18 protein-coding genes and 4 tRNA genes are annotated in these 23,710 nt (G+C 71.9%); 12 read left to right on the top strand and 10 right to left on the bottom strand.

The features are described 5' to 3' along the window. Nucleotides 1-344 precede the first annotated feature (344 nt). Together ACMA1D_RS27815 and ACMA1D_RS27810 are read left to right on the top strand one after the other, a co-directional pair. The gene (locus ACMA1D_RS27815) at nucleotides 345-1,916 is read left to right on the top strand and encodes a N,N-dimethylformamidase beta subunit family domain-containing protein (protein WP_414726746.1); all 1,572 of its coding nucleotides are present in this window, start codon (nucleotides 345-347) and stop codon (nucleotides 1,914-1,916) included. A gap of 137 nt (nucleotides 1,917-2,053) precedes the next feature. Then, nucleotides 2,054-2,968, top strand: a complete 915-nt coding sequence (locus ACMA1D_RS27810; protein ID WP_414726745.1) for a phosphoribosylaminoimidazolesuccinocarboxamide synthase — start codon at nucleotides 2,054-2,056, stop codon at nucleotides 2,966-2,968. A 267-nt stretch (nucleotides 2,969-3,235) separates the two neighbouring features. Here the strand turns inward: ACMA1D_RS27810 and ACMA1D_RS27805 are convergent. The 4 genes from ACMA1D_RS27805 to ACMA1D_RS27790 all read right to left on the bottom strand — a co-directional run bounded on the left by ACMA1D_RS27805 (nucleotide 3,236) and on the right by ACMA1D_RS27790 (nucleotide 4,566). Next, nucleotides 3,236-3,308 (bottom strand) — tRNA-Gly (locus ACMA1D_RS27805). Nucleotides 3,309-3,827: 519 nt separating this feature from the next. Beyond that, nucleotides 3,828-3,900, bottom strand: a tRNA-Gly gene (locus ACMA1D_RS27800). 72 nt (nucleotides 3,901-3,972) lie between these two features. Further along, nucleotides 3,973-4,047, bottom strand: a tRNA-Gly gene (locus ACMA1D_RS27795). A gap of 201 nt (nucleotides 4,048-4,248) precedes the next feature. Next, complete coding sequence (locus tag ACMA1D_RS27790; RefSeq protein WP_414726744.1) at nucleotides 4,249-4,566, bottom strand: histone-like nucleoid-structuring protein Lsr2; 318 nt, start codon at nucleotides 4,564-4,566, stop codon at nucleotides 4,249-4,251. A 344-nt stretch (nucleotides 4,567-4,910) separates the two neighbouring features. Here ACMA1D_RS27790 and purS point away from each other — a divergent pair, with 344 nt between their 5' ends. The 4 genes from purS to ACMA1D_RS27770 all read left to right on the top strand — a co-directional run bounded on the left by purS (nucleotide 4,911) and on the right by ACMA1D_RS27770 (nucleotide 9,238). After that, a complete protein-coding gene (gene purS, locus ACMA1D_RS27785; protein WP_184569141.1) occupies nucleotides 4,911-5,156 on the top strand; it encodes a phosphoribosylformylglycinamidine synthase subunit PurS in 246 nt (81 codons plus the stop codon). Further along, nucleotides 5,153-5,833 (top strand): phosphoribosylformylglycinamidine synthase subunit PurQ, encoded by a 681-nt coding sequence (gene purQ, locus ACMA1D_RS27780; protein WP_349993267.1) that lies wholly within the window; start codon nucleotides 5,153-5,155, stop codon nucleotides 5,831-5,833. The genes purS and purQ overlap by 4 nt, the downstream gene beginning before the upstream one ends. Continuing rightward, a complete protein-coding gene (gene purL / locus ACMA1D_RS27775; RefSeq protein ID WP_414726743.1) occupies nucleotides 5,830-8,103 on the top strand; it encodes a phosphoribosylformylglycinamidine synthase subunit PurL in 2,274 nt (757 codons plus the stop codon). Before purQ ends, purL begins: the two co-directional genes overlap by 4 nt. A gap of 292 nt (nucleotides 8,104-8,395) precedes the next feature. Continuing rightward, a complete protein-coding gene (locus tag ACMA1D_RS27770; RefSeq protein WP_414726742.1) occupies nucleotides 8,396-9,238 on the top strand; it encodes a sterol carrier family protein in 843 nt (280 codons plus the stop codon). Nucleotides 9,239-9,470: 232 nt separating this feature from the next. Here the strand turns inward: ACMA1D_RS27770 and ACMA1D_RS27765 are convergent, their stop codons facing one another. Beyond that, nucleotides 9,471-10,916, bottom strand: coding sequence for a sulfatase-like hydrolase/transferase (locus ACMA1D_RS27765; RefSeq protein ID WP_414726753.1), 1,446 nt, complete (start codon nucleotides 10,914-10,916; stop codon nucleotides 9,471-9,473). 723 nt (nucleotides 10,917-11,639) lie between these two features. Further along, nucleotides 11,640-11,732 carry a putative leader peptide gene (locus ACMA1D_RS27760; protein ID WP_315971006.1) on the bottom strand — a complete coding sequence of 31 codons (93 nt, stop codon included), beginning with the start codon at nucleotides 11,730-11,732 and terminating at the stop codon, nucleotides 11,640-11,642. 196 nt (nucleotides 11,733-11,928) lie between these two features. Here ACMA1D_RS27760 and ACMA1D_RS27755 point away from each other — a divergent pair, with 196 nt between their 5' ends. From ACMA1D_RS27755 to purM, 4 genes are all read left to right on the top strand, one after another. Then, a complete protein-coding gene (locus ACMA1D_RS27755) occupies nucleotides 11,929-12,780 on the top strand; it encodes a hypothetical protein (RefSeq protein ID WP_414726741.1) in 852 nt (283 codons plus the stop codon). A gap of 546 nt (nucleotides 12,781-13,326) precedes the next feature. Continuing rightward, nucleotides 13,327-13,899: a dihydrofolate reductase family protein gene (locus ACMA1D_RS27750; RefSeq protein ID WP_414726740.1), complete on the top strand. Its 573-nt coding sequence runs from the start codon at nucleotides 13,327-13,329 to the stop codon at nucleotides 13,897-13,899. 440 nt (nucleotides 13,900-14,339) lie between these two features. Continuing rightward, nucleotides 14,340-15,896, top strand: a complete 1,557-nt coding sequence (gene purF, locus ACMA1D_RS27745; RefSeq protein WP_349994777.1) for an amidophosphoribosyltransferase — start codon at nucleotides 14,340-14,342, stop codon at nucleotides 15,894-15,896. Nucleotides 15,897-15,930: 34 nt separating this feature from the next. After that, nucleotides 15,931-17,010, top strand: a complete 1,080-nt coding sequence (gene purM / locus ACMA1D_RS27740; protein ID WP_414726739.1) for a phosphoribosylformylglycinamidine cyclo-ligase — start codon at nucleotides 15,931-15,933, stop codon at nucleotides 17,008-17,010. Nucleotides 17,011-17,105: 95 nt separating this feature from the next. On the opposite strand, the gene ACMA1D_RS27735 is transcribed toward purM, so the two are convergent. Together ACMA1D_RS27735 and ACMA1D_RS27730 are read right to left on the bottom strand one after the other, a co-directional pair. Next, a complete protein-coding gene (locus ACMA1D_RS27735; protein ID WP_349994779.1) occupies nucleotides 17,106-17,351 on the bottom strand; it encodes a DUF3073 domain-containing protein in 246 nt (81 codons plus the stop codon). A 1,255-nt stretch (nucleotides 17,352-18,606) separates the two neighbouring features. Then, complete coding sequence (locus ACMA1D_RS27730) at nucleotides 18,607-19,755, bottom strand: Leu/Phe/Val dehydrogenase (RefSeq protein ID WP_414726738.1); 1,149 nt, start codon at nucleotides 19,753-19,755, stop codon at nucleotides 18,607-18,609. A gap of 190 nt (nucleotides 19,756-19,945) precedes the next feature. Between ACMA1D_RS27730 and ACMA1D_RS27725 the strand changes: the two genes are divergently transcribed. Further along, a complete protein-coding gene (locus ACMA1D_RS27725; RefSeq protein ID WP_414726737.1) occupies nucleotides 19,946-20,782 on the top strand; it encodes a hypothetical protein in 837 nt (278 codons plus the stop codon). A 557-nt stretch (nucleotides 20,783-21,339) separates the two neighbouring features. Continuing rightward, complete coding sequence (gene bldC / locus ACMA1D_RS27720) at nucleotides 21,340-21,546, top strand: developmental transcriptional regulator BldC (RefSeq protein ID WP_003949541.1); 207 nt, start codon at nucleotides 21,340-21,342, stop codon at nucleotides 21,544-21,546. Nucleotides 21,547-22,071: 525 nt separating this feature from the next. Here the strand turns inward: bldC and ACMA1D_RS27715 are convergent. Together ACMA1D_RS27715 and ACMA1D_RS27710 are read right to left on the bottom strand one after the other, a co-directional pair. Then, complete coding sequence (locus ACMA1D_RS27715; protein WP_414726736.1) at nucleotides 22,072-22,338, bottom strand: DUF6274 family protein; 267 nt, start codon at nucleotides 22,336-22,338, stop codon at nucleotides 22,072-22,074. A 740-nt stretch (nucleotides 22,339-23,078) separates the two neighbouring features. After that, nucleotides 23,079-23,153, bottom strand: a tRNA-Asp gene (locus ACMA1D_RS27710). Between the last annotated feature and the right edge of the window lie 557 nt (nucleotides 23,154-23,710).

Genomic DNA, 23,710 nt, shown 5'->3' with positions numbered 1-23,710 from the left:
GCCCCTATCGCCCCACCGCGTGCGCCCCGGGGGACACGGGGCGTGCGGGTGCTCGTCGGGAGGGGCGGGTGTGCGCCCCGCCGGGCATCGATCCGCCGGTTCCGCACACCATTTCGCGACGAACAGTGACGGTGTGGGCGCGAAATGTGATGTGCTGGGATCAGTCGTTGTCATTCGAGAGAAAAGCGCAGGGGCCAACAGGGGCCGGCTGGCGGGGACGACGATGCCCGCCGGGTGACGGGGTGTGACGACCCCCCCGGACGGGGCCCGGTCCGCAGCGACCCGACAGCACGGCGCGCTCGGTCGTGCGGACCCGGATGCGGTACGCAGGGAGGGGAGCGCACGTGGGCACGGAGCACATCCGGCGCTGGGAGTCCGGCGCTGTCGCACACGCCGTTTCGGACCCGTTCGGCCAGGGCCCACTGCCCTGGCTGCGGGGGAGCGAGCACTACTTCGACGACACCGGGCACGTCGTGCCCTGGTACGTCGACCATGTGGATGCGCCCGGCGCGACCACCTTCCCGCTGCCCCGCGGCCACGACGCGCGGGCGACGGACGCGGACGACCGCCTGCACGCCCGCTGGGGCGCGTACGCAGCCGCCCGCCGCACCGGCCGCACCGGCGACCGCAGCGGCCCCCGGATGGCCGACGACGTGCAGCGCCAGATCAAGGGGTTCGCCAGCGCCGGCGCCGTCGCCCCGGGCGAGGCCATCGACTTCCGGGTGACGGTCAACCCGCCGCAGGAGTTCAGCGTCGACATCTACCGCATCGGCCACTACGGCGGCGAGGGCGCCGCGAAGATCACCACCAGCCCGCGGCTGGCGGGCATCGTCCAGCCCGCCCCGCTCGCTGCCGAGCGCACCGTCTCCTGCCACCACTGGTGGCTCTCCTGGCGGCTCCAGGTCCCCTCGTACTGGCAGGTCGGCGCGTACGTCGCGGTGCTCACCACGCGCGACGGCTTCCGCAGCCACATCCCGTTCACGGTGCGCGACCAGGACCCGGCCGACCTGCTGCTGGTCCTGCCCGACGTCACCTGGCAGGCGTACAACCTCTACCCCGAGGACGGCCGCACCGGCGCCAGCCTCTACCACGCGTGGGACGAGCAGGGGCGGCTGCTCGGCGAGGAGGACGCGGCGACCACGCTCTCCTTCGACCGGCCGTACGCGAGCGCCGGGCTCCCGCTGCACGTCGGCCACGCGTACGACTTCATCCGCTGGGCCGAGCGGTACGGCTACGACCTCGGCTACGCCAACACCCGCGACCTGCACGCCGGCCGGATCGACCCCGGCCGCTACCGGGGCATGGTCTTCCCCGGTCACGACGAGTACTGGTCGGTCCCGATGCGCCGCAAGGCCGAGCAGGCGCGCGACGGCGGCACCTCGCTGGTCTTCCTGTCCGCCAACACCATGTACTGGCAGGTCGATCTGACCCCGTCGCCGGCCGGCCCGGACCGGCTGCTGACCTGCCGCAAGCGCCGCGGCCCGGGCCGCCCGGCGCTGTGGCGCGAGGTGGCCAGCCCGGAGCAGCAGTTGATCGGCATCCAGTACGCGGGCCGGGTGCCCGAACCGGCCCCGCTGGTGGTGCGCAACGCGGACCACTGGCTGTGGGAGGCGACGGGCGCCGGCGAGGGCGACGAACTGCCCGGCATGGTCGCCGGCGAGGCCGACCGCTACTTCCCGCGCACCAGCCTCCCGCAGCACGTCCGTCGCATCCTGCTCGCCCACTCCCCGTACGAGGACGGCGAGGGCACCCCCCGGCACCAGGAGACCTCGCTGTACCGCGCGCCGAGCGGCGCCCTGGTCTTCGCGGCCGGCACCTTCGCCTGGTCCCCGGCGCTCGACCGCCCCGGCCACGTCGACGCCCGCATCCAACGGGCCACCGCCAACCTCCTCGACCGCATCTGCAAGCGCGACTGAGCCCCTGATCGGGCCCGGTGCGGCGGCGCACCCCGGCGGTCCGCGGTGCATCGGCCGACCTGGGCGGGCCCAGGTCGGCCGCATCCGACCCGATACGCGAGAATCGAGGTTCTTGGACAAAACCACCGGGAGGAACCGTGTCCGGATTCATCGAGAAGCCCGAACCCGCTCAGGTGCCTGGCCTGGTGCACGTGCACACCGGAAAGGTCCGTGACCTGTACCGGAACGCGGCCGGCGAACTGGTGATGGTGGCCAGCGACCGGGTCTCCGCGTACGACTGGGTGCTGCCCAGCCTCATCCCGGACAAGGGCCGGGTCCTCACCCAGCTCTCCCTCTGGTGGTTCGACCAACTCGCCGACCTGATGCCGGGGCACGTCGCCCGGGCCTGGAACACCGTCGACGACCTCCCCGCCGGTGCCCCGGCCGACTGGGCGGGCCGCACCGTGGTCTGCACCGCGCTGCGGATGGTCCCGGTGGAGTGCGTCGCCCGCGGCTACCTGGCCGGTTCGGGCCTGCGCGAGTACGAGGCGAACCGCACGGTCTGCGGCCTCGCCCTGCCGCCCGGCCTCCAGAACGGCTCCGAGCTGCCCGCGCCGATCTTCACCCCGGCCACCAAGGCCGCCGTCGGCGACCACGACGAGAACGTCAGCTACGAGGAGGTGGCCCGACAGGTCGGCGCGGAGAGCGCGGCCGAGCTGCGGCAGGCCACGCTCGCCGTGTACGGCAGGGGCCGCGACATCGCCAGGGAGCGCGGCATCCTGCTGGCCGACACCAAGTTCGAGTTCGGCTACGACGGCGACCGGCTGGTGCTCGCGGACGAGGTGCTGACCCCGGACTCGTCCCGCTTCTGGCCGGCCGACGTGTGGGAGCCCGGCCGTGACCAGCCGTCCTTCGACAAGCAGTTCATCCGCGACTGGCTGACCTCGCCGGCGGCCGGCTGGGACCGCACCGGCGAGCTGCCGCCGCCCCCGCTCCCCGCCAAGGTCGTGGACCAGACCCGGGCCAAGTACGTGGAGGCGTACGAGCGCCTCACGGGCCTGACCTGGTCCTGACGCCACCCGCGGCCCCCGCCCGGCCCCGCAGGCCCCACCAGGCCCAGGGCCGGGCGGACGGCCCCCCACTAGCCCCGGGGCCGCGCGGACAGCCTCACCCACGCCCCGTCCCACCCACCGGCACCCGCACCCGCACCCCGAGGCGAGCAACCCTGCCTCCCGGGGTGACCACCCTGAGGCGAGCAACCCAACCCGCACTCAGGGACGCGCCCCCACCCACCCTGGGCATGCAAAAGGCCCCCGATCACTGACCGGGGGCCTTCACCGAGCGGACGACGAGGTTCGAACTCGCGACCTCAACCTTGGCAAGGTTGCGCTCTACCAACTGAGCTACGTCCGCATGAACCGCACGTTTCCGTGTGGTGCGCGTCCTACTATAGCCAACCTTGCGGGCGAACGGAGCACACCGGCGTCCCACGCCCGCCGATGTGTCCACCGCCACACCACGTCCACCGGACGACCCGGACGACCCACCCCACGGCGCCGCCGGAACCCACCCACACCCCCACCGGCCGACCAGCCACTCCCATCGGCCGGAACCACCCACCCCCCACCGGGCAGGTTCACACCCACACACCCACCCACCGGGCGGGTCACCCACCGGGACTTCTTTACTGGTCGTTTGCCGGGGGAGCGGATAGCGGTTGCTCGCGCGCAGATATCGGAAAGGTCGGAAGGGCTGAGAAGAACGAAGGACCCCGGGGGAGGGGGAAGGCGAAGGGGAGCCGGAGGCCGCGGAACCTGAGGTGTCAGGAGAAGGGGCACCGGAAGAGGGGGCGCCGGATGGGGGAGAGCGGAAGGTGCGGGCATATGTCGAAGGCCCCGGTCGTGATGACCGGGGCCTTCGACATATTCACTGAGCGGACGACGAGATTCGAACTCGCGACCCTCACCTTGGCAAGGTGATGCTCTACCAACTGAGCCACGTCCGCATTTGCCACCGACCGACTTTCATCGGCTGGCGTGTGGACCACTCTACCTGATCGAATAGACCGGTTGAGCAGTGGAGCGGGTGACAGGGATCGCACACTGCGCCTCCCCCTTGGAAAGGGGGCGCTCTACTACTGAGCTACACCCGCATGATCGAAGTTCTGGGCTTTTCGGCCCGTCCCCTTCGGCGTGCTCCAGACTCTAGCCGATCAAAGGGGGTGCGATGCAACTCCGGGTTCGCGGGAGATGGTCCGGGCCTTACCGGGCGCGCCCCGACGGTGGTTCCCGCCGGGGCGCGTGGGCGAATCCGGGACGCGTACGGGCGCGATCCCCGGACCGGATCGGTCGGATCAGCCGGCCGAGTTGAACGCCTCGTAGATCTTCTTGGGGATGCGCCCGCGCGGCGGCACCTCCATGCCGTGCGACTGGGCCCAGGCCCGCACCGTGGCCGGGTCGGGGGCGACGGCGGTGCGCCGGTAGGTCTTGCCGGAGCGGGAGCGCTTGCGGCCCGCCTCCATGTACGGGGCGAGGGCGCCGCGCAGTTTCTTCGCATTGGCAGAGTTGAGGTCGATCTCGTACGACTTACCGTCGAGGCCGAACGTGACCGTCTCCGAGGCTTCTCCGCCATCGATGTCGTCAGAGACTGTGACCACTACGCGCTGTGCCACGGATATCGGTCCTTTCGGGCTGCACCGCCTGGCACTCGCTGGATGAAGTGCCGCGATGCATGGGTTCCGGAGGTGAGGAATCAATGCTTTTTCATTTGTACAGCGGTGGGCATTGCATTGTGAAGCCCTGGGAATTCTCTCCGCGTGTCTCTCGACAATCGGGACGATACGTTTTCCCCCCGGCTTTCCCCAGGGTTCGGCCACGCCGATGCTTAAACGTGACCGGGGGTTCACCTTATCTATGCGCGTAGATTTTGGGGGGATGTAGGGTTATGTCATCTGCCTTCGGGTCCCTGGGGGTTGCTCCCCAGAACTCACACCGCACCACACCACCGGGAGTGCCAGTGGCACGCGTCGTAGTCGACGTCATGCTCAAGCCCGAGATCCTCGACCCGCAGGGCCAGGCGGTGCAGCGCGCACTGCCCCGCCTGGGCTTCGACGGGATCTCCGACGTTCGTCAGGGCAAGCGCTTTGAACTTGAGGTGGAGGGACCGGTCGATGACGACGCCCTCGCCCGTATCCGCGAGATGGCGGAAACGTTCCTAGCGAACACCGTCATTGAGGACTTCGTCGTAAAGGTCGAGTCGTGACCGCACGCGTGGGAGTTGTCACGTTCCCGGGCACCCTCGATGATCGCGACAGCCAGCGCGCGGTCCGTATCGCGGGGCTTGAGCCGGTTCCGCTGTGGCACCGGGACAAGGATCTTCATCAGGTTGACGCCGTGGTGTTGCCCGGTGGCTTCTCGTATGGCGACTATCTGCGGGCCGGGGCCATCTCCCGCTTCTCGCCGGTGATGGAATCGATCATCGAACAGGCCAAGGCGGGCATGCCGGTCCTGGGTATCTGTAACGGATTCCAGGTCCTTACCGAGACCCATCTGCTGCCCGGTGCGATGTTGCGGAACAACCACCTGCACTTCGTCTGCCGGGACCAGAAGTTGCGCGTGGAGAACGCCAACACCGCCTGGACGAGCGACTTCAGCCAGGGCCAGGAGATCCACATCCCGCTGAAGAACATCGACGGCCAGTTCGTCGCCGACCAGCGGACCGTGGACGAACTTGAGGCGGAGGGCCGCGTCGTCTTCCGCTACCTCGACGTCAACCCGAACGGCTCGCTGCGCGACATCGCCGGCATCACCAATGCCGCGGGCAACGTCGTCGGCCTGATGCCGCACCCGGAGCACGCGGTCGACCCGCAGGTCGGCACGGGCGGCACCGACGGGCTCGGGTTCTTCACCTCGATTCTGAGGAAGTTGGTCTCCGCATGACCCTGGACACCGTGAAGCACGCGGCCGAGACGCCCGACGTCGAGCTGCCCTGGGCCGAACTCGGCCTGAAGGAAGACGAGTACGCCCGGGTCCGGGAGATCCTCGGCCGCCGCCCGACCGGCGCCGAGCTGGCCATGTACTCCGTGATGTGGTCCGAGCACTGCTCGTACAAGAGCAGCAAGGTGCACCTGCGCCAGTTCGGCGAGAAGGCCCCCGAGAGCGATGCGCTGCTCGTCGGCATCGGTGAGAACGCCGGTGTGGTCGACATCGGCGAGGGGTACGCGGTCACCTTCAAGGTCGAGTCGCACAACCACCCCTCGTACGTGGAGCCGTACCAGGGCGCGGCCACCGGCGTCGGCGGCATCGTGCGCGACATCATCGCGATGGGCGCCCGCCCGGTCGCGGTCGTCGACCCGCTGCGGATGGGCGCCGCCGACCACCCGGACACCAAGCGCGTGCTGCCCGGCGTCGTCGCCGGCATCGGCGGCTACGGCAACTGCCTGGGCCTGCCCAACATCGGCGGCGAGCTCGTCTTCGACGCCTGTTACCAGGGCAACCCGCTGGTCAACGCCGGTGCCATCGGCGTGATGCGGCACGAGGACATCCACCTGGCGAAGGCCAGCGGCACCGGCAACAAGGTCATCCTGTACGGCGCCCGTACCGGCGGCGACGGCATCGGCGGCGCCTCCATCCTGGCCTCCGAGACCTTCGACGACACCAAGCCGTCCAAGCGCCCCGCGGTGCAGGTCGGCGACCCCTTCCAGGAGAAGCTGCTCATCGAGTGCACCCTGGAGGCGTTCGCCGAGAAGCTGGTGGTGGGCATCCAGGACCTGGGCGCTGCCGGCCTCTCCTGCGCCACCTCCGAGCTCGCCTCCAACGGCTCCGGCGGTATGCGCGTCGAACTCGACGACGTACCGCTGCGCGACTCCACGCTCTCGCCCGAGGAGATCCTCATGAGCGAGTCGCAGGAGCGCATGTGCGCCGTGGTCGAGCCCGAGAAGGTCGACCGCTTCCTGGCGATCTGCGAGAAGTGGGACGTCATCGCCACCGTCGTCGGCGAGGTCACCGACGGCGACCGGCTGGAGATCTTCTGGCACGGCGAGAAGATCGTGGACGTCGACCCGCGCACGGTCGCCCACGACGGCCCCGTCTACGAGCGCCCCTACGCCCGCCCCGACTGGCAGGACGCGCTCCAGGCCGATGACGCGGGCAAGCTGCCCCGCCCCGGCACCGCCGACGAGCTGCGCGCGCAGACCCTCGCACTGGTCGCCTCGCCCAACCAGGCGTCCAAGTCCTGGGTGACCGACCAGTACGACCGCTTCGTGCAGGGCAACACGGTGCTGGCGCAGCCCGAGGACTCCGGCATGATCCGGGTCAGCGAGGAGAGCGGCCTCGGCGTCGCCATCGCCACCGACGGCAACGGCCGGTACGCCAAGCTCGACCCGTACGCCGGGGCGCAGCTCGCGCTCGCCGAGTCGTACCGCAACGTCGCCGCGGCCGGCGCCAAGCCGCTCGCCATCTCCGACTGCCTGAACTTCGGCTCGCCCGAGGACCCGGCCGTCATGTGGCAGTTCGCGGAGGCCATCCGCGGCCTGGCCGACGGCTGCCAGCAGCTCGGCACGCCGGTGACCGGCGGCAACGTCTCGCTGTACAACCAGACGGGCGAGGCGGCCATCCACCCGACCCCGGTGGTCGCGGTGCTCGGCGTGATCGACGACGTGGCGCGCCGCACGCCGATCGGCTTCGGCACCGAGGGCCAGTTGCTGTACCTGCTCGGCGACACGGGCGAGGAGTTCGGCGGTTCGGCCTGGTCCCAGGTCGTCCACGACCACCTCGGCGGGCTGCCGCCCAAGGTGGACCTGGAGCGGGAGCGGCTGCTGGCCGAGATCCTGATCTCCGGCTCCCGCGACGGCATGATCGACGCGGCGCACGACCTCTCCGACGGCGGCCTGGTGCAGGCCCTGGTGGAGTCCTGCCTGCGCGGCGGGCACGGCGCCCGGATCGTCCTGCCGGAGGGCCTTTCGGCGTCCGGCACGGCGGTTGACGACGCGTTCGTCGCGCTGTTCTCGGAGTCCGCCGGCCGCGCCGTGGTGGCGGTGCCGCGCAGCGAGGAACTGCGCTTCACCGACATGTGCGGCGCCCGCGGCCTGCCCGCCACCCGCATCGGCGTGGTGGACGGCGACGCGCTGGAGGTGCAGGGCCAGTTCAGCATCCCGCTGACGGAGCTGCGCGAGGCACACGAGGCGACCATCCCGGGGCTGCTCGTCTGAGCACCGACGGCTGACTGATCGCGCCGGGAGGGCCCGTACGGATGGTTCGTACGGGCCCTTCGGCGTGGGCGGCTTCTGGCGCACGGGGCTTGTCGCACAGGGTTTTGCCGTACGGGGCTTTGTCGTACATGGCTCTTTGTCGTACGGGCCCGGTGCACGGGTTCTCGTCGTACGGGTTCCGGCGTACGGGCCTCCCGGCGCACGGAGCGTACGGCGCACGGGGGCGCGTGGCGCGGGCGGGGCCGCGGACGTGTGGGCCGCCGGGTGGTGCCCTGGCTCTACCCTGGCGGGCATGGCTTCCGCTTCGCGTAAACCCCGCGCCCGTAGCTACGACCCGCAGAAGGTGCGAGCCGCCCTGGACGGGCAGGTGAGAGCCGTGCGGGAGGCGGTCGCGGTGCTGTGCGCGGCGCCCGACGCGGGGCCGCTGCTGGCCGCGCCGTCGCGGCTGCCGGCCTGGACGGTGCGGCAACTGATCGTGCACGTCGCGGTCTGCCTGGAGACGCTGCCCCGCCGACTGGCCGCCGAACCCGCGCCGCCGGGCACGGCCGCCGACTTGGACCTGCGCGGCTACGTGGTCGCGCTGGGCACGCAGGCCGAGGAGATCGCGCGGATCGCCGTCGCGGAGGCGGACGACCTGTCCGGCGCCGGCGCGCCGGCCGAACTGCTGGCCCGCTTCGACTCCGGCGCGGCGGAGCTGGCCGCCGCGGTGGCTTCGGCCGCCGGCGCGGACCTGGTCCACTCCCGGTACGGGTGGATGACGGTGGACGACTTCCTCGTCACCCGGCTGTTGGAACTGGTGGTGCACGGCGACGACTTGACCGCGGCCACCGGCACCGCCGTCGCCCACGACCGGCAGGCGCTGGCCGCCGTGACCCGGCTGCTGGCCGATGCGCTGGCGGCCCGGGCGCCCGGCGGTTCGGTGGAACTGCGGGTGCCGCCGTTCGCGGTGGTGCAGTGCGTGGCCGGCCCCCGGCACACCCGCGGCACCCCGCCGAACGTGGTCGAGACCGACCCGCTGACCTGGCTCAGGCTCGCCACCGGCCGCACCCCCTGGTCCCACGAACTGGACGCGGGCACGGTCAGCGCCAGCGGTGAACGGGCCGATTTGGCGGAGTACCTGCCGGTGCTGGGGTAGCGGCTGCGGGCGCCCCGCCGGCACGGCCTCGTGCGCGCCCGCGCGCGTGGGTGCGCGAAACGGGACCGCCCCGGCCGTTTCCCCCGGTTCGGCCCCGCGCGCGTGGGCGCGCGGGGCCCCCCCCCCCCCCCCCCCGCTCCGGACACCTCCCGCACGCGGCCCCGCGCGCGTGGCCGCGACCACCGCGGGGCACCCCCAGATCCGCCCCGGGCGGCCCCGAGCGCCCCGCCGCTCAGTCCTCGTACGGCAGCAGCGTCGCGTCGACCTTCTCCCAGGCGGTGCGCAGTCCGGCCAGGCGGGCCTTGTCGACGGTGGCGCGGTTGGCCTGTTCGCGGGGGTCGTCGCCGAGGTGGAAGAGCTTGTCGCGGCCGTCGGCGCCGCGGTAGTACTTCCAGTCGCCGCGGCGCAGCGCGCGCTCGCCGCGCACCCGCCAGAACAGGTCGCGCTCGGGCAGCCGCTGGCCGCGCAGCAGGTAGCCGGCGAGGCTGGCGCCGTCCAACGGGTAGGCCGGGTGCGGCCGGGCGCCGGCTATCTCAAGGAGCGTCGCCGTCCAGTCGTACGTGGCCAGCGGCTCGTGGCTGACCTGGTGCGGGCGCAGCCTGGCCGGCCAGCGCACGATGTTGGGAACCCGGATGCCGCCCTCTTCGAGGGTGAACTTGTTGCCCGACAGCGGCCACTGGTAGGACCAGCGCTCGCCGCCGTTGTCGCTGGAGAAGATCACCAGCGTGTTGTGTTCCTCGCCGGAGTCGCGCAGCGCGGCGAGCACCGTGCCGATCGAGCGGTCCAGGTCCTCCACCATCTTCCGGTAGGTGGCCAGCGAGCCGCCCTCGCGGTGGTTGAGCACGCCCTTCTCGCCCGCCCTGATCCGGGCGGTGAGCCGGGCGCTCTCCGCCTCGTCGCCGTCGGCGATCCACGGCCAGTGCGGGGTGGTGTAGTTGAGGTTGAGCAGCCAGGGCTTGCCGCCGTGCCCGGGCCGTACGTACTCGCTCGCCCGCTCGGTGATGATCCGCGTGTAGTAGCGCAGGTCCTTGTACTCGGCGTCGCCCTCGTACAGGTCGTACTCGCCGCTCAGCCCGAGCTTGGAGTAGTACTCAAGGGCGCCGCCGAAGTTGCCGAAGAACTCGTCCCAACCGGAGGCCGTGGGGCTGTAGTCGGGCAGGTAGCCGCAGTGCCACTTGCCGATCAGGGCGGTGGCGTACCCGGAGTCGCGCAGCAGCGAGGCGAGCGTGGGGTGGTTCGGGTCGAGCCCGACGCTCTTGTCGGCGATCGGCTCGGCGAGCCCGCCCTTGGCGCGGCCCGGGTAGCGGCCGGTGTAGAGGCTGAACCGGGTGGGGGAGCAGGTCGCGGAGCCGGAGTACGCCTGCGTGAACCGCACGCCCTGGCGGGCCAGCCGGTCCAGGTGCGGGGTGTGGATGTCGGGCGAGCCGTACGAGGAGAGATCGGCCCAGCCGAGGTCGTCGGCGAGTATGAACAGGATGTTGGGGCGCCGCGAGTGCCGGCCGGTGGCGGCCTCGAACTCCCGCTCGCCGCCGCCCTCGTGGCCCGGGCCGTACCCGTGGGCCGCCGCGGGGGCGACCTGCGCCGCGGACTCGGCACCGGTCGCGGCGGCTGCGGAGGTACCGACGGCGACGGTCGCCGCGGTGGCCCCGACGACCCCACCGAAGGCGCGCCGGGTCAGCGGGGTGTGGGTGGCGCCGGCCGTGTCGGCCGTGGTGGGTGAGCCGGCCGTGCCGGTCGTGGCGGGTCTCGTACGGGCGGCGTCCGGGGCGGAGGGCGTGGCGGGCGCCGGGTCGGTGGGTGCGTGCGCCGACTGCCCGGTCGGGGCGGGGCGTTCGGCGGGGCTCGGCTGGTGCGAGGAGGTCACGGCGAGTCCTTAGCTGGGGAGGGGACGCGGCGCGCGGCGGCTGTGGAGGCGCCGGGCGCGCGTCATCACGGGGCGTGGGGGCGGTGGGGGAGCGTCCGTGCGGTGGCACGGACGCAGGGGGCGCGGACGCACGGCGGCACCGGAACGGGATGCGCGGACGCATGGGCGTACGGGCGCACGGCACCTCAGGGCGCAGCGGCACGGCTGTGGATCGACTGCTGCGGATCGACGGCTCCGACCCACGACACCGGCGTACGACGTCCACGTACGACACCTGCGCGTACGACATCCGCGTACGGCAATGGCGTACGACGTCCGCGTACGACCGAGGTCAGACGGCCGCGGCGGACGACGAACGCGCGGCAGTACGGGCGGAACCGCCCGCCGGGGCGCCGCAGTTCCTACCGCGCGGGCGCGGGCGGTGGCGTCGGGGGACGGGAGGCGGTGGACGTCGACGCGTCCGCGAGGTGCGTCGGGGCGCGGCCGGCGCGGAGGCGCTCAGCAGATCCGTTCAGCAGAGCCGTTCGGCGGGGCCGTTCAGGCGTGGCGACAGATCGCGCTCGCGACACGGACCAGGTCAACGTGGCGGCGCGCTACCAGCAAGATCGAAGGATCAAGGACGAGCGGCATGGTCCAGGAGCCTGTCCGACGGCACGCGCACCTGTCAATGCCAGGGGGATGAACACGGGCCGGGCGCACTGTGCTGGGCCGGCCGGGCAAGCGGGTGACCCGCGCCACCCGAATCACCCGCTGAAGTCGCGGCGTCACCGGAAGTCGCCTTGTGTGGACAGTGCGATCCGACCGTTTCAGAAAGGAACGTCACGCAATGTCTTCTCTCCCCCCGATCCTCCCCCCGGCCCCCCGTCCGACCGCCGGCGGCGCCGCGCGCCGTGCCGGTGCGGTGGCCGCCACCGCGACCGTCGCCCTCGGCCTCGCCCTCACCCCGGGGACGGCCGGCGCCGCCCCCGCCGCCCCGATCGACGCGCCCCGCGGCGCCATCGCGGTCGTCGACGGCAGCACCCACCTCGCAGTGACGCCGCAGACCGTGGAGCGGCTGCGGGAACACGGGCTGCGCCTGGTCCGCGTCGACGGCCAGGGCCAGACCCGGGAGGCCGCCCCCGCCGGCACCCAGCTCCAACTCGACGTCACCAGCGGCGTGATCACCAACCTGGACGGCCGCATCGGCGGCCGGGTCCTCTACCAGGACCGCGGGCTCGCGGTGGTCAACACCAAGACCCGCCAGGTGGCCAGGCTCGCGGAGTTCGAGAGCGACCTGACCCGCAATGCGGTGCTGGGCTCGGTGAACGACGCCCAGTCGTTCGCGCTGGGCTACGCCCGCAGCGAGCTCATCTCGCGGCAGACCCTGAACGTCGAGGAGCGGCAGGTGAAGTTGGACTCCCGCGTCCGACTGACCGAGCGCGCCGCCGCCCAGCTCAACCAGGCCGCCGGCACCAAGGCGTTCACCCGCGGCGCGGTCTTCGCCAAGGTGGACAGCACCTTCAACCTGGACGAGGAGCAGGACGTACGGGCCGCACTCGGCCTGGACCGCGACCTGAAGAGCACGGACAAGGCGCAGACCTACCGCCAGCAGCCGAAGGCCGACAAGCCGGGCCGCGCACAGGACGAGTTGGCGACCGAGGCGAACCTGAAGAAGGCGTTCCCGAACGCCGTCGGCTGACCCCCGCACTCGTCGTCGCTGACGGCAACTACCCTTGTATATACGGAAGTTGGGGGATCGGCGGGCCCGCGTTGAGCGTTGCCTCGTAACGCCGCCCCACCCCGCGGTCCACCCCCGCACAAGCCGACACACACCCCCGTGCCGCGCTGCCCCACGCCGCCGCGTGCCCCCTCGCCGAGGGCCCGACCCGGGCCCTCGACCGGGGCGCGCGGCGGCCGGGTGCGGGGGCTGGGGGCCGGTGGCCGGGTGGCTGAGCGCCTGGGGGTTGGGGTGTCTGCGGGCTTGGCCGGGTGGTTGGTTGCCGGCGCCCGGCGGGCCGCGGGCCGAGCGCCCAAGTGCCCGCGGCGCGCCCTCCGCGACGGCCGGCCGGGAACGGCACCGCGCCGACCGCACACGGTCCGACCTGCACCGACGGCCGATTGTCAGAGGTCGCCCCTAGGGTGCGGAGCAGACGGACGGGCTCCCGGCCCAGCCTCGGCTCCGGCCCCCGGGCTGACGAGCGACCGTCGTGCTGCGACGACCCGAACCCACCCAGGAGCATCCGACATGCGCACGTTGATCAGCACCGCCTTCATCTCCCTGGACGGCGTCATGGAGGCCCCCGGCGGCGAGAGCGGCTACCGCAACGCCGGCTGGACCTTCAAGGACGTGGAGTTCCTGCCCGAGGCGTTCGAGATCAAGGGCCGGGAGCAGGAGGAGGCCACGGCGCTGATGCTGGGCCGGGTCAGTTACGAGGGCTTCAGTCCGGTCTGGCCGGAGATGGCGGAGTTCACCGGCTACCGGGACATGCCCAAGTACGTGGTCTCCACCACGCTCGCCGAGTCCGACCTGGTCACCAACTGGGGCCCGACCACGATCCTGCGCTCGCTGGACGAGGTGGCGGCCCTCAAGCAGACCGAGGGCGGCCCCATCATCATCCACGGCAGCGCCAAGCTGAACCACGCCCTCTCCGACGCGGCCCTCATCGACCGCTACCACCTGCTGGTCTTCCCCCTCCTGCTGGGCGCGGGCGAGCGCCTGTTCAGCACCACGGACAAGGACGCACAGAAGCTGCACCTGGTCGAACAGGAGGCGTACGGGAACGGTGTGCAGAAGGTCGTCTACGACGTGGTGCGGTGAGGGGACGGCTGACCGGGACGGCTGACGGGCGCTCCCCAGCCGCACTCCGGGCCCCCGCCAGCCGCCCGCAACCGCCGGGCCCCGGCCCGCCAACCGCCGGGCTTCGGTCCCACGGACCCACCGGGCCCCAGCCCGAGCGACCACCGGGCTCCGGGCGCACCAACCGCCGGGCCCCAACCCGAGCGACCACCGGGCCCCGCCCCGGCCCCCACGGACCCGGCCCCCACGGACCACCGACCCCCGCCCCGATGTGTCCCTCATCTCATCTGGGCCCGGCAGCCGCCCGGCGGCCGGCGCCGTTCCGTCCTACCGGCAGGACGTACACCCCGAGTGACAGCCCGTTTTTCCGGGCGGATGGGGCGGAAGTGATTACGGAGGGTGAGTGGCCGTGCCCGGGTGGACCGAACGTCTGACCCTCAACCGCGGGTACAGTGTCTTTTGTGCGTGGTGACGGACTACTCAGCCACGATCTCCTTCCCGGCGAGAAGGGCCCCCAGGACGCTTGCGGCGTCTTCGGTGTCTGGGCTCCCGGCGAAGAGGTCGCCAAACTCACCTATTTCGGGCTGTACGCCCTGCAACACCGTGGACAGGAGTCCGCGGGAATCGCAGTGAGCAACGGCTCCCAGATCCTGGTCTTCAAGGACATGGGTCTGGTCTCCCAGGTATTCGACGAAACTTCCCTCGGTTCGCTCCGCGGCCACATCGCCGTGGGCCATGCCCGCTACTCCACCACCGGTGCCTCGGTGTGGGAGAACGCGCAGCCGACCTTCCGGGCGACTGCCAACGGGTCGATCGCTCTCGGTCACAACGGGAACCTCGTCAACACCGCCGAGCTGGCCGACCTGGTCGCCGAGCTGCCGCGGGACGGGGGCCGGGCCACCCAGGTCGCCGCGACCAACGACACCGACCTGGTGACCGCGCTGCTCGCGGGCCAGGCCGATGACGACGGCAAGCCGCTGACCATCGAAGCCGCGGCGCAGCGCGTGCTGCCCAAGGTGCAGGGCGCCTTCAGCCTCGTCTTCATGGACGAGCACACCCTGTACGCGGCCCGTGACCCGCAGGGCATCCGCCCGCTGGTCCTCGGCCGGCTGGAGCGCGGCTGGGTGGTCGCGTCCGAGACCGCGGCGCTCGACATCTGCGGCGCCAGCTTCATCCGGGAGATCGAGCCCGGCGAGCTGATCGCGGTCGACGAGGACGGGCTGCGCTCGTCCCGGTTCGCCGACGCGCGCCCCAAGGGCTGCGTCTTCGAGTACGTCTACCTGGCCCGCCCCGACACCGACATCGCCGGCCGCAACGTCTACCTCTCGCGCGTCGAGATGGGCCGCAAGCTGGCCGCCGAGGCGCCGGCCGACGCCGACCTGGTGATAGCGACCCCGGAGTCCGGCACGCCGGCGGCCGTCGGATACGCCGAGGCCAGCGGCATCCCGTACGGCTCGGGCCTGGTCAAGAACAGCTACGTGGGCCGTACGTTCATCCAGCCGAGCCAGACCATCAGGCAGCTCGGCATCCGGCTCAAGCTCAACCCGCTCAAGGAAGTCATCCGGGGCAAGCGACTGGTGGTCGTGGACGACTCGATCGTCCGCGGGAACACCCAGCGCGCACTGGTCCGGATGTTGCGCGAGGCCGGCGCGGCCGAGGTGCACATCCGCATCTCCTCGCCGCCCATCAAGTGGCCCTGCTTCTTCGGCATCGACTTCGCCACCCGCGCCGAGCTGATCGCCAACGGGCTCTCCGTCGAGGAGATCGGCAAGTCGCTGGGGGCCGACTCGCTCGCGTACATCTCCATCGACGGGATGATCGAGGCGACCACGATCGACAAGCCGAAGCTGTGCCGCGCCTGCTTCGACGGCGAGTACCCGATGGACCTGCCCGACCCGGAGCTGCTCGGCAAGCACCTCCTGGAGTCGGAGACGGCCGGGGTGGCCAAGCCCGACGCGGACGGCGTGCAGACGCTGACCGCCGGTGTGGGCGGGGCCGACGCACTGCGTCGTCCGTAACCCGCACCCCCATCACAATCTGAAGGTTCCAGCCATGCCTGAGACAGTTCCCGTCGGCGGCGGCGCCAGTTACGCCGCCGCGGGTGTCGACATCGAAGCGGGCGACCGCGCCGTCGAGCTGATGAAGGAGTGGGTGAAGAAGGCCACCAGGCCCGAGGTCGTCGGCGGCCTCGGCGGCTTCGCCGGGCTCTTCGACGCCTCCGTGCTCAAGCGCTACGAGCGCCCGCTGCTCGCCTCGGCCACCGACGGCGTCGGCACGAAGGTGGACATCGCGCGCCGCCTGGGCGTGTACGACACCATCGGCCACGACCTGGTCGGCATGGTCGTGGACGACCTGGTGGTGTGCGGCGCCGAGCCGCTCTTCATGACCGACTACATCTGCGTCGGCAAGGTCTACCCGGAGCGGGTCGCCGCCATCGTCAAGGGCATCGCCGAGGGCTGCGTGCTCGCCGGCTGTGCGCTGGTCGGCGGCGAGACCGCCGAGCACCCGGGCCTGCTGGGCGCCGACGACTTCGACGTGGCGGGTGCGGGCACCGGCGTGGTCGAGGCCGACCGGCTGCTGGGCGCGGACCGCATCCGCACCGGTGACGTCGCCATCGCCCTGGAGTCCTCCGGACTTCACTCCAACGGGTACTCGCTCGTGCGGCACGTGCTCTTCGACCGGGCCGGCTGGAGTCTGGACCGCGAGGTGCCGGAGTTCGGCCGCACCCTGGGCGAAGAGCTGCTGGAGCCCACCAAGATCTACGCGCTCGACTGCCTGGCGCTCACCAGGACCACCGAGGTGCACGCGTTCTCGCACATCACCGGCGGCGGGCTCGCCAACAACCTGGCCCGGGTCATCCCGGACGGTCTGCACGCCAGCATCGACCGCGCCTCGTGGACCCCGGACCCGGTGTTCGACGTGGTCGGCCAGGCCGGCGCGGTCGAGCGCAGCGAACTGGAGAAGACGCTGAACATGGGCGTCGGCATGATCGCGATCGTGCCGCCGCAGTCAGTCGACGTCGCCCTGGCCACCCTCGCCGACCGCGGCGTGGGCGCCTGGATCGCCGGAGAGATCACCGAGCGCGGTGACCGTACCGAGGCCGTGACCCTGACCGGTGACTACGCGAGCTGAAGCTGAAGGCAGCACAGAACCCGGTCCGGGGCGGGCCCTGGACCGGGTCAGTGTCGGTGTTGTGAACGCCGAAGACGTGCTGTGGACGCGCGACGTCAAGCGCGACGGCGATGAGCAGACGACTCGGACGGCTCGTCGTCGCCCTCGTCGTTGTAACGATCCGCGTACTCCGCGTACGGGTCGTCATCCAGCTCATCGTCGTGCGGCTCGCTGTTCGGCGGCTGCTTTGTCGTCGATGCGCCTAGCTCGTTGGCCAGGCGTGAGAGATCCGTCCCACCGCTGTTGTACTTCAGCTGGCGGGCGACCTTTGTCTGCTTGGCCTTGGCCCGGCCGCGCCCCATGGCTCGACCCCCTCGGTGACGGGGCTCGACGGCCCCAGAGTCTTGACACGCGTTCATGAGTCGGAGCGGGCTCTCGACGGAGAGACCGGTCCGTAGGGCTTCAACGGTACCTGCTTCTTTGGCCATACGGTACGTCGCCCACGGCACGTGCCACTCGGCAGAACCGGCGAGGCGCCCCGTCCTCGCTGGTCAGCAGCGATTTTAACCCGTCTTGGGCGCCGACCCGCCGACGGGCCGTGAGCGATCTCTCCCTCACGCCCGCCCGGAGCCCGGCGGCGGCCCGCGGTCTGCCCACGAGTGACCCGCAGCCGGCCGGCATCGGTCGGGCCGATGGCCGACGGGCTGCGAACGGGTGACGGCCAGGCGCGAACCAGCCCAACGCTTGGCGGTGATCGCCCCGGGATCGCGCATTTCAGACCGCTTGTCGCGCATGTGGCATCTCTCGCCGTCCGGTACGGGCGCACTTCCGTCCGTCCACGGTGCCGGCTGTGTCCGAAGCTGCGACGATTCCTGATCGGCCCAGATCGCTCCTGACCGCCCGGGAGCATGGAGGCGCGGCAGCGGCGCGGGCTGTCCTGGTTGCGCCCGGCGGGTTCACGGTGGCGTGCGCCGGCGGCCCCCGGCGACCCCGCGCTGCTGGGCGCGGAGCCGGTGTGCGCGGGCGGGCGCGGAGCGGCGCGCTCGGGGCCCGTACGCGGCCGTGCGGGCTCCGGTACGGGACTGTGTGGGGCCGGGCGACGGCCGGGCGGGGAGCGCGGGGCCGGAGGCCGCCTGATGCTGTGGTTTTCGGCCGCTCACGGACGGCCGCGCGGGTGCGTGAGCGCTGTGCGGCGGGCCCTGCGGGCGTCGCGGCCGGGGGCGCGGAGGACCCGGGGCCCGGGTGCCGCACGTGGTGCGGGCGGTGCGGGTGGTGTGTGCCGGGTGCCGCGCGTGGTGCGGACCGGAAGGCGTTCGGTCGGTGCGGTGTCCGCGAGGCGTGCTCGCGGACACCACACCACTGTCCTTCGTCCTTGCCGTCGGCCGGGTGCGCCGCCCGCTGATGGCGGAGGTGGGCCGGATCACGGCTGCTCCGCGGGGCGGGGCGGTCCGCCGCGGCGCCGCTCAGGTGCGGCGGCGCCGCGGCGGGGGCCCACAGTGCTGCGGTGCGGGCCAGGTGCCGGGGAGGGCGGAAGCGACGGCGGCTGCCGCGGCGGGGGGTGGTGCCGTAGCCGGCGTCCTCGCTTCCACGGGACCTTCGGCCCCGGCCGGTCGGCGACTAGCCGCGGCGGGCCTCGGCCATGCGCTGTTCGGCGATCCGGTCGGCCGCCTCGGCGGGCGGGATGTCCTCGGACTTGGCCCGGTCGAATATGGCCAGCGTCGTGTCGAAGATCTTCGTCGCCTTGGCCTTGGCCCGGTCGAAGTCGAAACCGTGCAGCTCATCGGCGACCTGGATCACGCCACCGGCGTTCACCACGTAGTCCGGCGCGTAGAGGATGCCGCGGTCGGCGAGGTCCTTCTCGACGCCGGGGTGGGCGAGCTGGTTGTTGGCCGCGCCGCAGACCACCTTGGCGGTCAGGGCCGGCACGCTGACGTCGTCGAGCGCGCCACCGAGCGCACACGGCGCGTACACGTCGAGCTCGCCGGTGATCAGGTCGCTGGTCGAGTCGACCACCTTGACCTGCGGGAAGCGCTCCCGGACCCGGTCGATGGAGGCCCCGAGCACATCGGTGATCACCACATTGGCGCCGTCCTCGACGAGGTGTGCGACCAGGTGGTGGCCCACCTTGCCGACGCCCGCGACGCCGACCGTGCGGCCCTTGAGGGTGGGCTCGCCCCAGGTGTGCTGGGCCGAGGCGCGCATGCCCTGGAAGACGCCGAAGGAGGTGAGCACGGACGAGTCGCCGGCGCCGCCGTTCTCCGGGGAGCGGCCGGTGGTCCAGCGGTTCTCGCGGGCCACTACGTCCATGTCGGTCACGTACGTGCCGACGTCGCAGGCGGTGACGTACCGACCGCCGAGCGAGGCCACGAACCGACCGTAGGCGAGCAGCAACTCCTCGCTCTTGATGCCGCCGTCAGCGGTGCTGGCGGGGTCGCCGATGATCACGGCCTTGCCGCCGCCGTGGTCGAGGCCGGCGAGGGCGTTCTTGTACGACATGCCGCGGGCGAGGTTCAGCGCGTCCAGGACGGCTTCCTCGTCGGAGGCGTAGGCGTGGAATCGGGTGCCGCCGAGGGCCGGGCCCAGGGCGGTGGAGTGGATGGCGATGACGGCCTTGAGCCCGGTCTCGCGGTCCTGGCAGAGCACGACCTGCTCGTGGCCGCCCTGGTCGGACTGGAAGAGCACGGAAAGCGGATCGCTCGCGCGGCTCGGTGTCGGACCGTCGACGCTGACGGTCGGACGTACGTCAGTCACGGTGGTGACTCCCATAAGTCGTGGTGGGCGCCCTCCGGGGGGTGGGGGAGGGCCGGTTGGCAAGAGCGTAAGACCTGTGGCGTCAGAGGTAGCGCACAGTGCGGAGGATCACTCACCCGGGAGCGGTGTGCGTGGGACGATGCGAGCGGCCGGGCGGCGCGGCGAGGCCCCCCGGGACGGAACTTCGGCCTATGAGGGAGCGGGCGTGGCCTTGGCGTCTTCGGTGATTGTCCCGTACGCGGCTTATCTGCGGGTCTATGAGCCACTGGCCGCTTTTCCGGAGCCGGAGCGCAGTCACTGGGCGGAGTACGCGCGCCGCGAGCGCACCCCCAGTGCCCAGGACGAACTGCGCCGCTCGCTCGCGGACTTGCTTCCGGTGCCGCCGGTTCCGGTTCCGGTGCACGAGAGCGACGACGCGTTCGTGGCCGTGGTGGACGGCGTCACCTGCATCTGCCCCTGGCGCACCAGGCTCCGTGGCTGGATCGCGCTGGAGGAGGTCGCCGAGCACCTGCCCGCGCCGTTGATCGACGCCGCGCTGCCGCTGGTGGTGCGCCGCCAGGCGGTGGCCGATTTCGAGCGCTGGCTCGAACGGAATCCGGACGCCAGGCCGTGGATTCGCAGCGCGACCTGGCACGTGCCGGTGCGCTGGTTCGTGCTGTTCGCCGACGCCGAGCGGGAGTACGCCAAGGGCGACGACGGCCTCGTGCTGCGGTACCGCACGCCGATGGTGGAGGCCAGGCGGCGGGTGGCGCGCGGCCTCAAGGCGCTCAAGGAGGCGCTGGACGAGGGTCCGTTGATCGACGGCCTGGTGGACGTGGGGCGTTGGCTTGAAGAATTCCACCCCCGCTCGCTGGTCGAGCTGGACTACGGCGGCCTCGTACACGCCCTCCCGGAGCAGCAGTTGGAGGAGGACCACTCGGCGGCGGACGTCGCGGAGGGCCTGTCCGCGCTGCGTGACGGCGACGGCGCGCGGGCCGGGGCCGCCTATGAGCGGCTGACGGAACGTTGGAGCGCTGTCCGGGATCGGCAACGATCTAGCTGAAGTAACGTCACAGACGGCGGTTCAGGGGCGTTACGGGGTGTTGCGTACGGCGCGGCCGGGTCAAGCTGGGGAGCGTCGTCACGCGCCGGCGGGTGCTGGCGTGACCGGATCGGGACGTTGGTCCTGATCCGGGGCGATTGCCTCAACCGTGATCTAAAGCACTAAGTTCGGGCCTTGCGGCCATCCCCCACCCTCGTGCCAAAATAGGACAAGGAGTCCCGGAAGGGCTCCTTCCGTCCAACTAAGGGCGGAAGTATCGCTATTGCGCTCCTTGGTGGGTCTGGTGACGCGTGGTCCCTCTGTGACTGATCGTCACGGTGGAGTGACTGTCCGTTATGGCATGGTCCATCGGCTTCCGTCGAGGTTGAACACCTGAGAGGGCAATTCCATCGGTTTGGCCGACGTGGCTGGACAGATGGTGTAGTTGTAGTGCCGAGGACAAGCCGTTCGTCCTATAACCGACTCGGCCCGCGTCCGCCATTTCGGGCAACGCGGGTCAAGGTGCAGAATTTAGAGGAAAGAACCGTGATGGTTCGGTTCTCCCGAGGAGGCCGCTCATGACCGCTCGCACCCCTGATGCCGAGCCGCTGCTGACCCCGGCTGAGGTTGCCACGATGTTCCGCGTGGACCCGAAGACGGTCACACGCTGGGCAAAAGCAGGCAAGCTCACGTCCATCCGCACGCTCGGAGGACACCGGCGCTACCGCGAAGCGGAGGTCCGTGCACTCCTGGCGGGCATCCCGCAGCAGCGCAGCGAAGCCTGAACAACCGCATAACCGGGCAAAACCGGGTCCCCCAATCCGGTCTGCGCCCGTTTGCTCCATACGACCGGCGTCTGCCCCAACAGGCGCCACGCCCGTGTGACTTGGGTAAGTCGTCGATCGCGCTGGACTCCGCCGGGTCCAGCGCGATCTTTTTTGTGCCCGCTCCCGCCCTGCTCCGGCCCCGGCCCTGCCCGATCGGCGGGGCCGCCCGTCGCGCGTCCGACTCGCCCCCGCGTGACGAGGGGGTAGCTGGGGGTCGCCCCGGCGCGGCCCGCCGGGCGACATACCGGCCGAACCGGCCCACTTTCGAGCCCCCGCGGCGACGCTCCTACGGCAGGGTGCAATTGCACATATTAAATTGAGAGGGTGTAGGAGGGGGGTAAGTTCCCCCACTGTAGAAAGTCTTTCGGTGACACCCGTCACAGCGACTCGTACTTGTCGCTATGCCTTGAGTGCGATATGCGTTCCTCGTATCCGGACGCCTTCACCCTGTCACCGGACACGGGGCGTACACAGCGCCGTTGGTCACTGGCCGGCGGGACTTTCGTCCCGCGTCGTGTCGGCGGCCGGCCCGGTGGGCGTCCGGGTCGGTCCGGTGCCCGGTTCCGGTGGACGGGTCCGGCCGGCCGGGGTGCTCGCCGCGGGCGCGACCGACGGGCCCGGCTGCTCCAGGGCCAGTCGTAACAGCCGGTGGCAGACCGGGCAGTGCCGGGTCAGGTGCCGGTATCCGATCGCTGCGGAGAGATGGGCGCGCAGCAACGCCCTCGTCTCGTGCCTGGTCGACGTCGCCATGTACGTACCTCCCGGCCCCCACGGCCTTCCTGACTGGGTACCGCCGGCGCGTGCGCCAGTCAAGGCGCAGGGACGGGTGAACACATACGGGTCAGCGTGTTCCGTTCTGCCGGAGCGCGTGCCGGCCGCCCCCGCGGACCTGGTCGAAGGCCGGCAGGAAGGCTGCGAAATGCGGCGGGAGCGCCCCCTGGCGGCCCCGGCGTGGGCCCCCGTCGGCCGGCGACCCGCCGGCGTGCGCCTACGGGGCTGCTCGCCCCGGCTGGGGCTGTGGGCGTACGCCGGGCTCGGGGGCGAGGCGTACGGGTCGTACGGGTGTGGGTCTGCGGGGTGTGTGCGGGGGCGGGGTGCTGCGCGGGTGTGGGGGTGTTGACCGTTCCCAGGGGCGGGGCGGTCGGGTGGGGTTGGGTGAGGGGGTCGGTGCGGCCGGTTGGTGGTGGGTGTGCGTGGGACGTGGTGGGGGTTGGAGGGGCTGGTTTCGGCCATCGGCGGTGGTGGGTGATTCGGGCGAATCGGGCGAGGGGGGCGCCGGGCCGGAGCTGGGTTGCGGTCGGGTTGCCGGTGGTGGGGCGGGGTGGGGACGGGTGGAGTGCTGGGTTGGTGGGCGGGTTGGGGGGTGGGTTGGTTGGTGGCAGCGGCCGGGGTTGGTGGTGGGGAGGGTGAGGCGCCGGCGGGGCGCTGTTGGTGGGGCGCACATGCGAAGAGGCCCGCATCTTCGGGGGATGCGGGCCTCTTCATTACTGCGGTCCTGACGGGATTTGAACCCGCGGCCTCCACCTTGACAGGGTGGCGAGCACTCCAAACTGCTCCACAGGACCATCTCTTCGCGCCGTGTCGCGGTGGACCCGGCTGCGAGAAGAGACTCTACAGCAGGTCAGGGGGTGGGGTCGAACCGCGTTCCCGACCCACCCAACAGCGACCCCGCGCACCCACGCGCGAGGGCGGGGGCGGGGGCGGGCGCTGCTCCCCGCGCACGTGGGGGTGGTCCCTCGTCCCATGCCCGTCATCCCACGCCCGTGCGCGAGGTGGATGCCCCCGACGGCCACCGGCCCCGTACGCGTCGGCCCCGTGCGCGTACGGCACGGTGCGCGGGCCGGGGCGGCTCGTACGGCCAACCCGGCGCCGGCCACACCGAAGCGCGCCCCCACGCTCCCGAGGAGGGGCCCGGCACGGCTGCCGGGGCGCGGTCCCGCGTGCGGCCCACGCGCCTCCGGCCAGGCGCCGCCCCAGCCAGGCGCCCCGGCGACGACCGCACAGCCTGCGGCCCCAGAGCCTGCGGAGTCCAGAGCCCGCGGAGTCCCCGGAGCCCCGGCCGCCCGGGCGTACCGACGAGGGCCCCGCAGCGTGCCGGTTGGCGGTGCTGCGGGGCCCTGGT

This window comes from Streptomyces sp. 796.1, assembly GCF_047525675.1.
Classification (GTDB): Bacteria; Actinomycetota; Actinomycetes; order Streptomycetales; family Streptomycetaceae; genus Streptomyces.
This window is presented reverse-complemented; position numbering and strand designations above follow the sequence as displayed.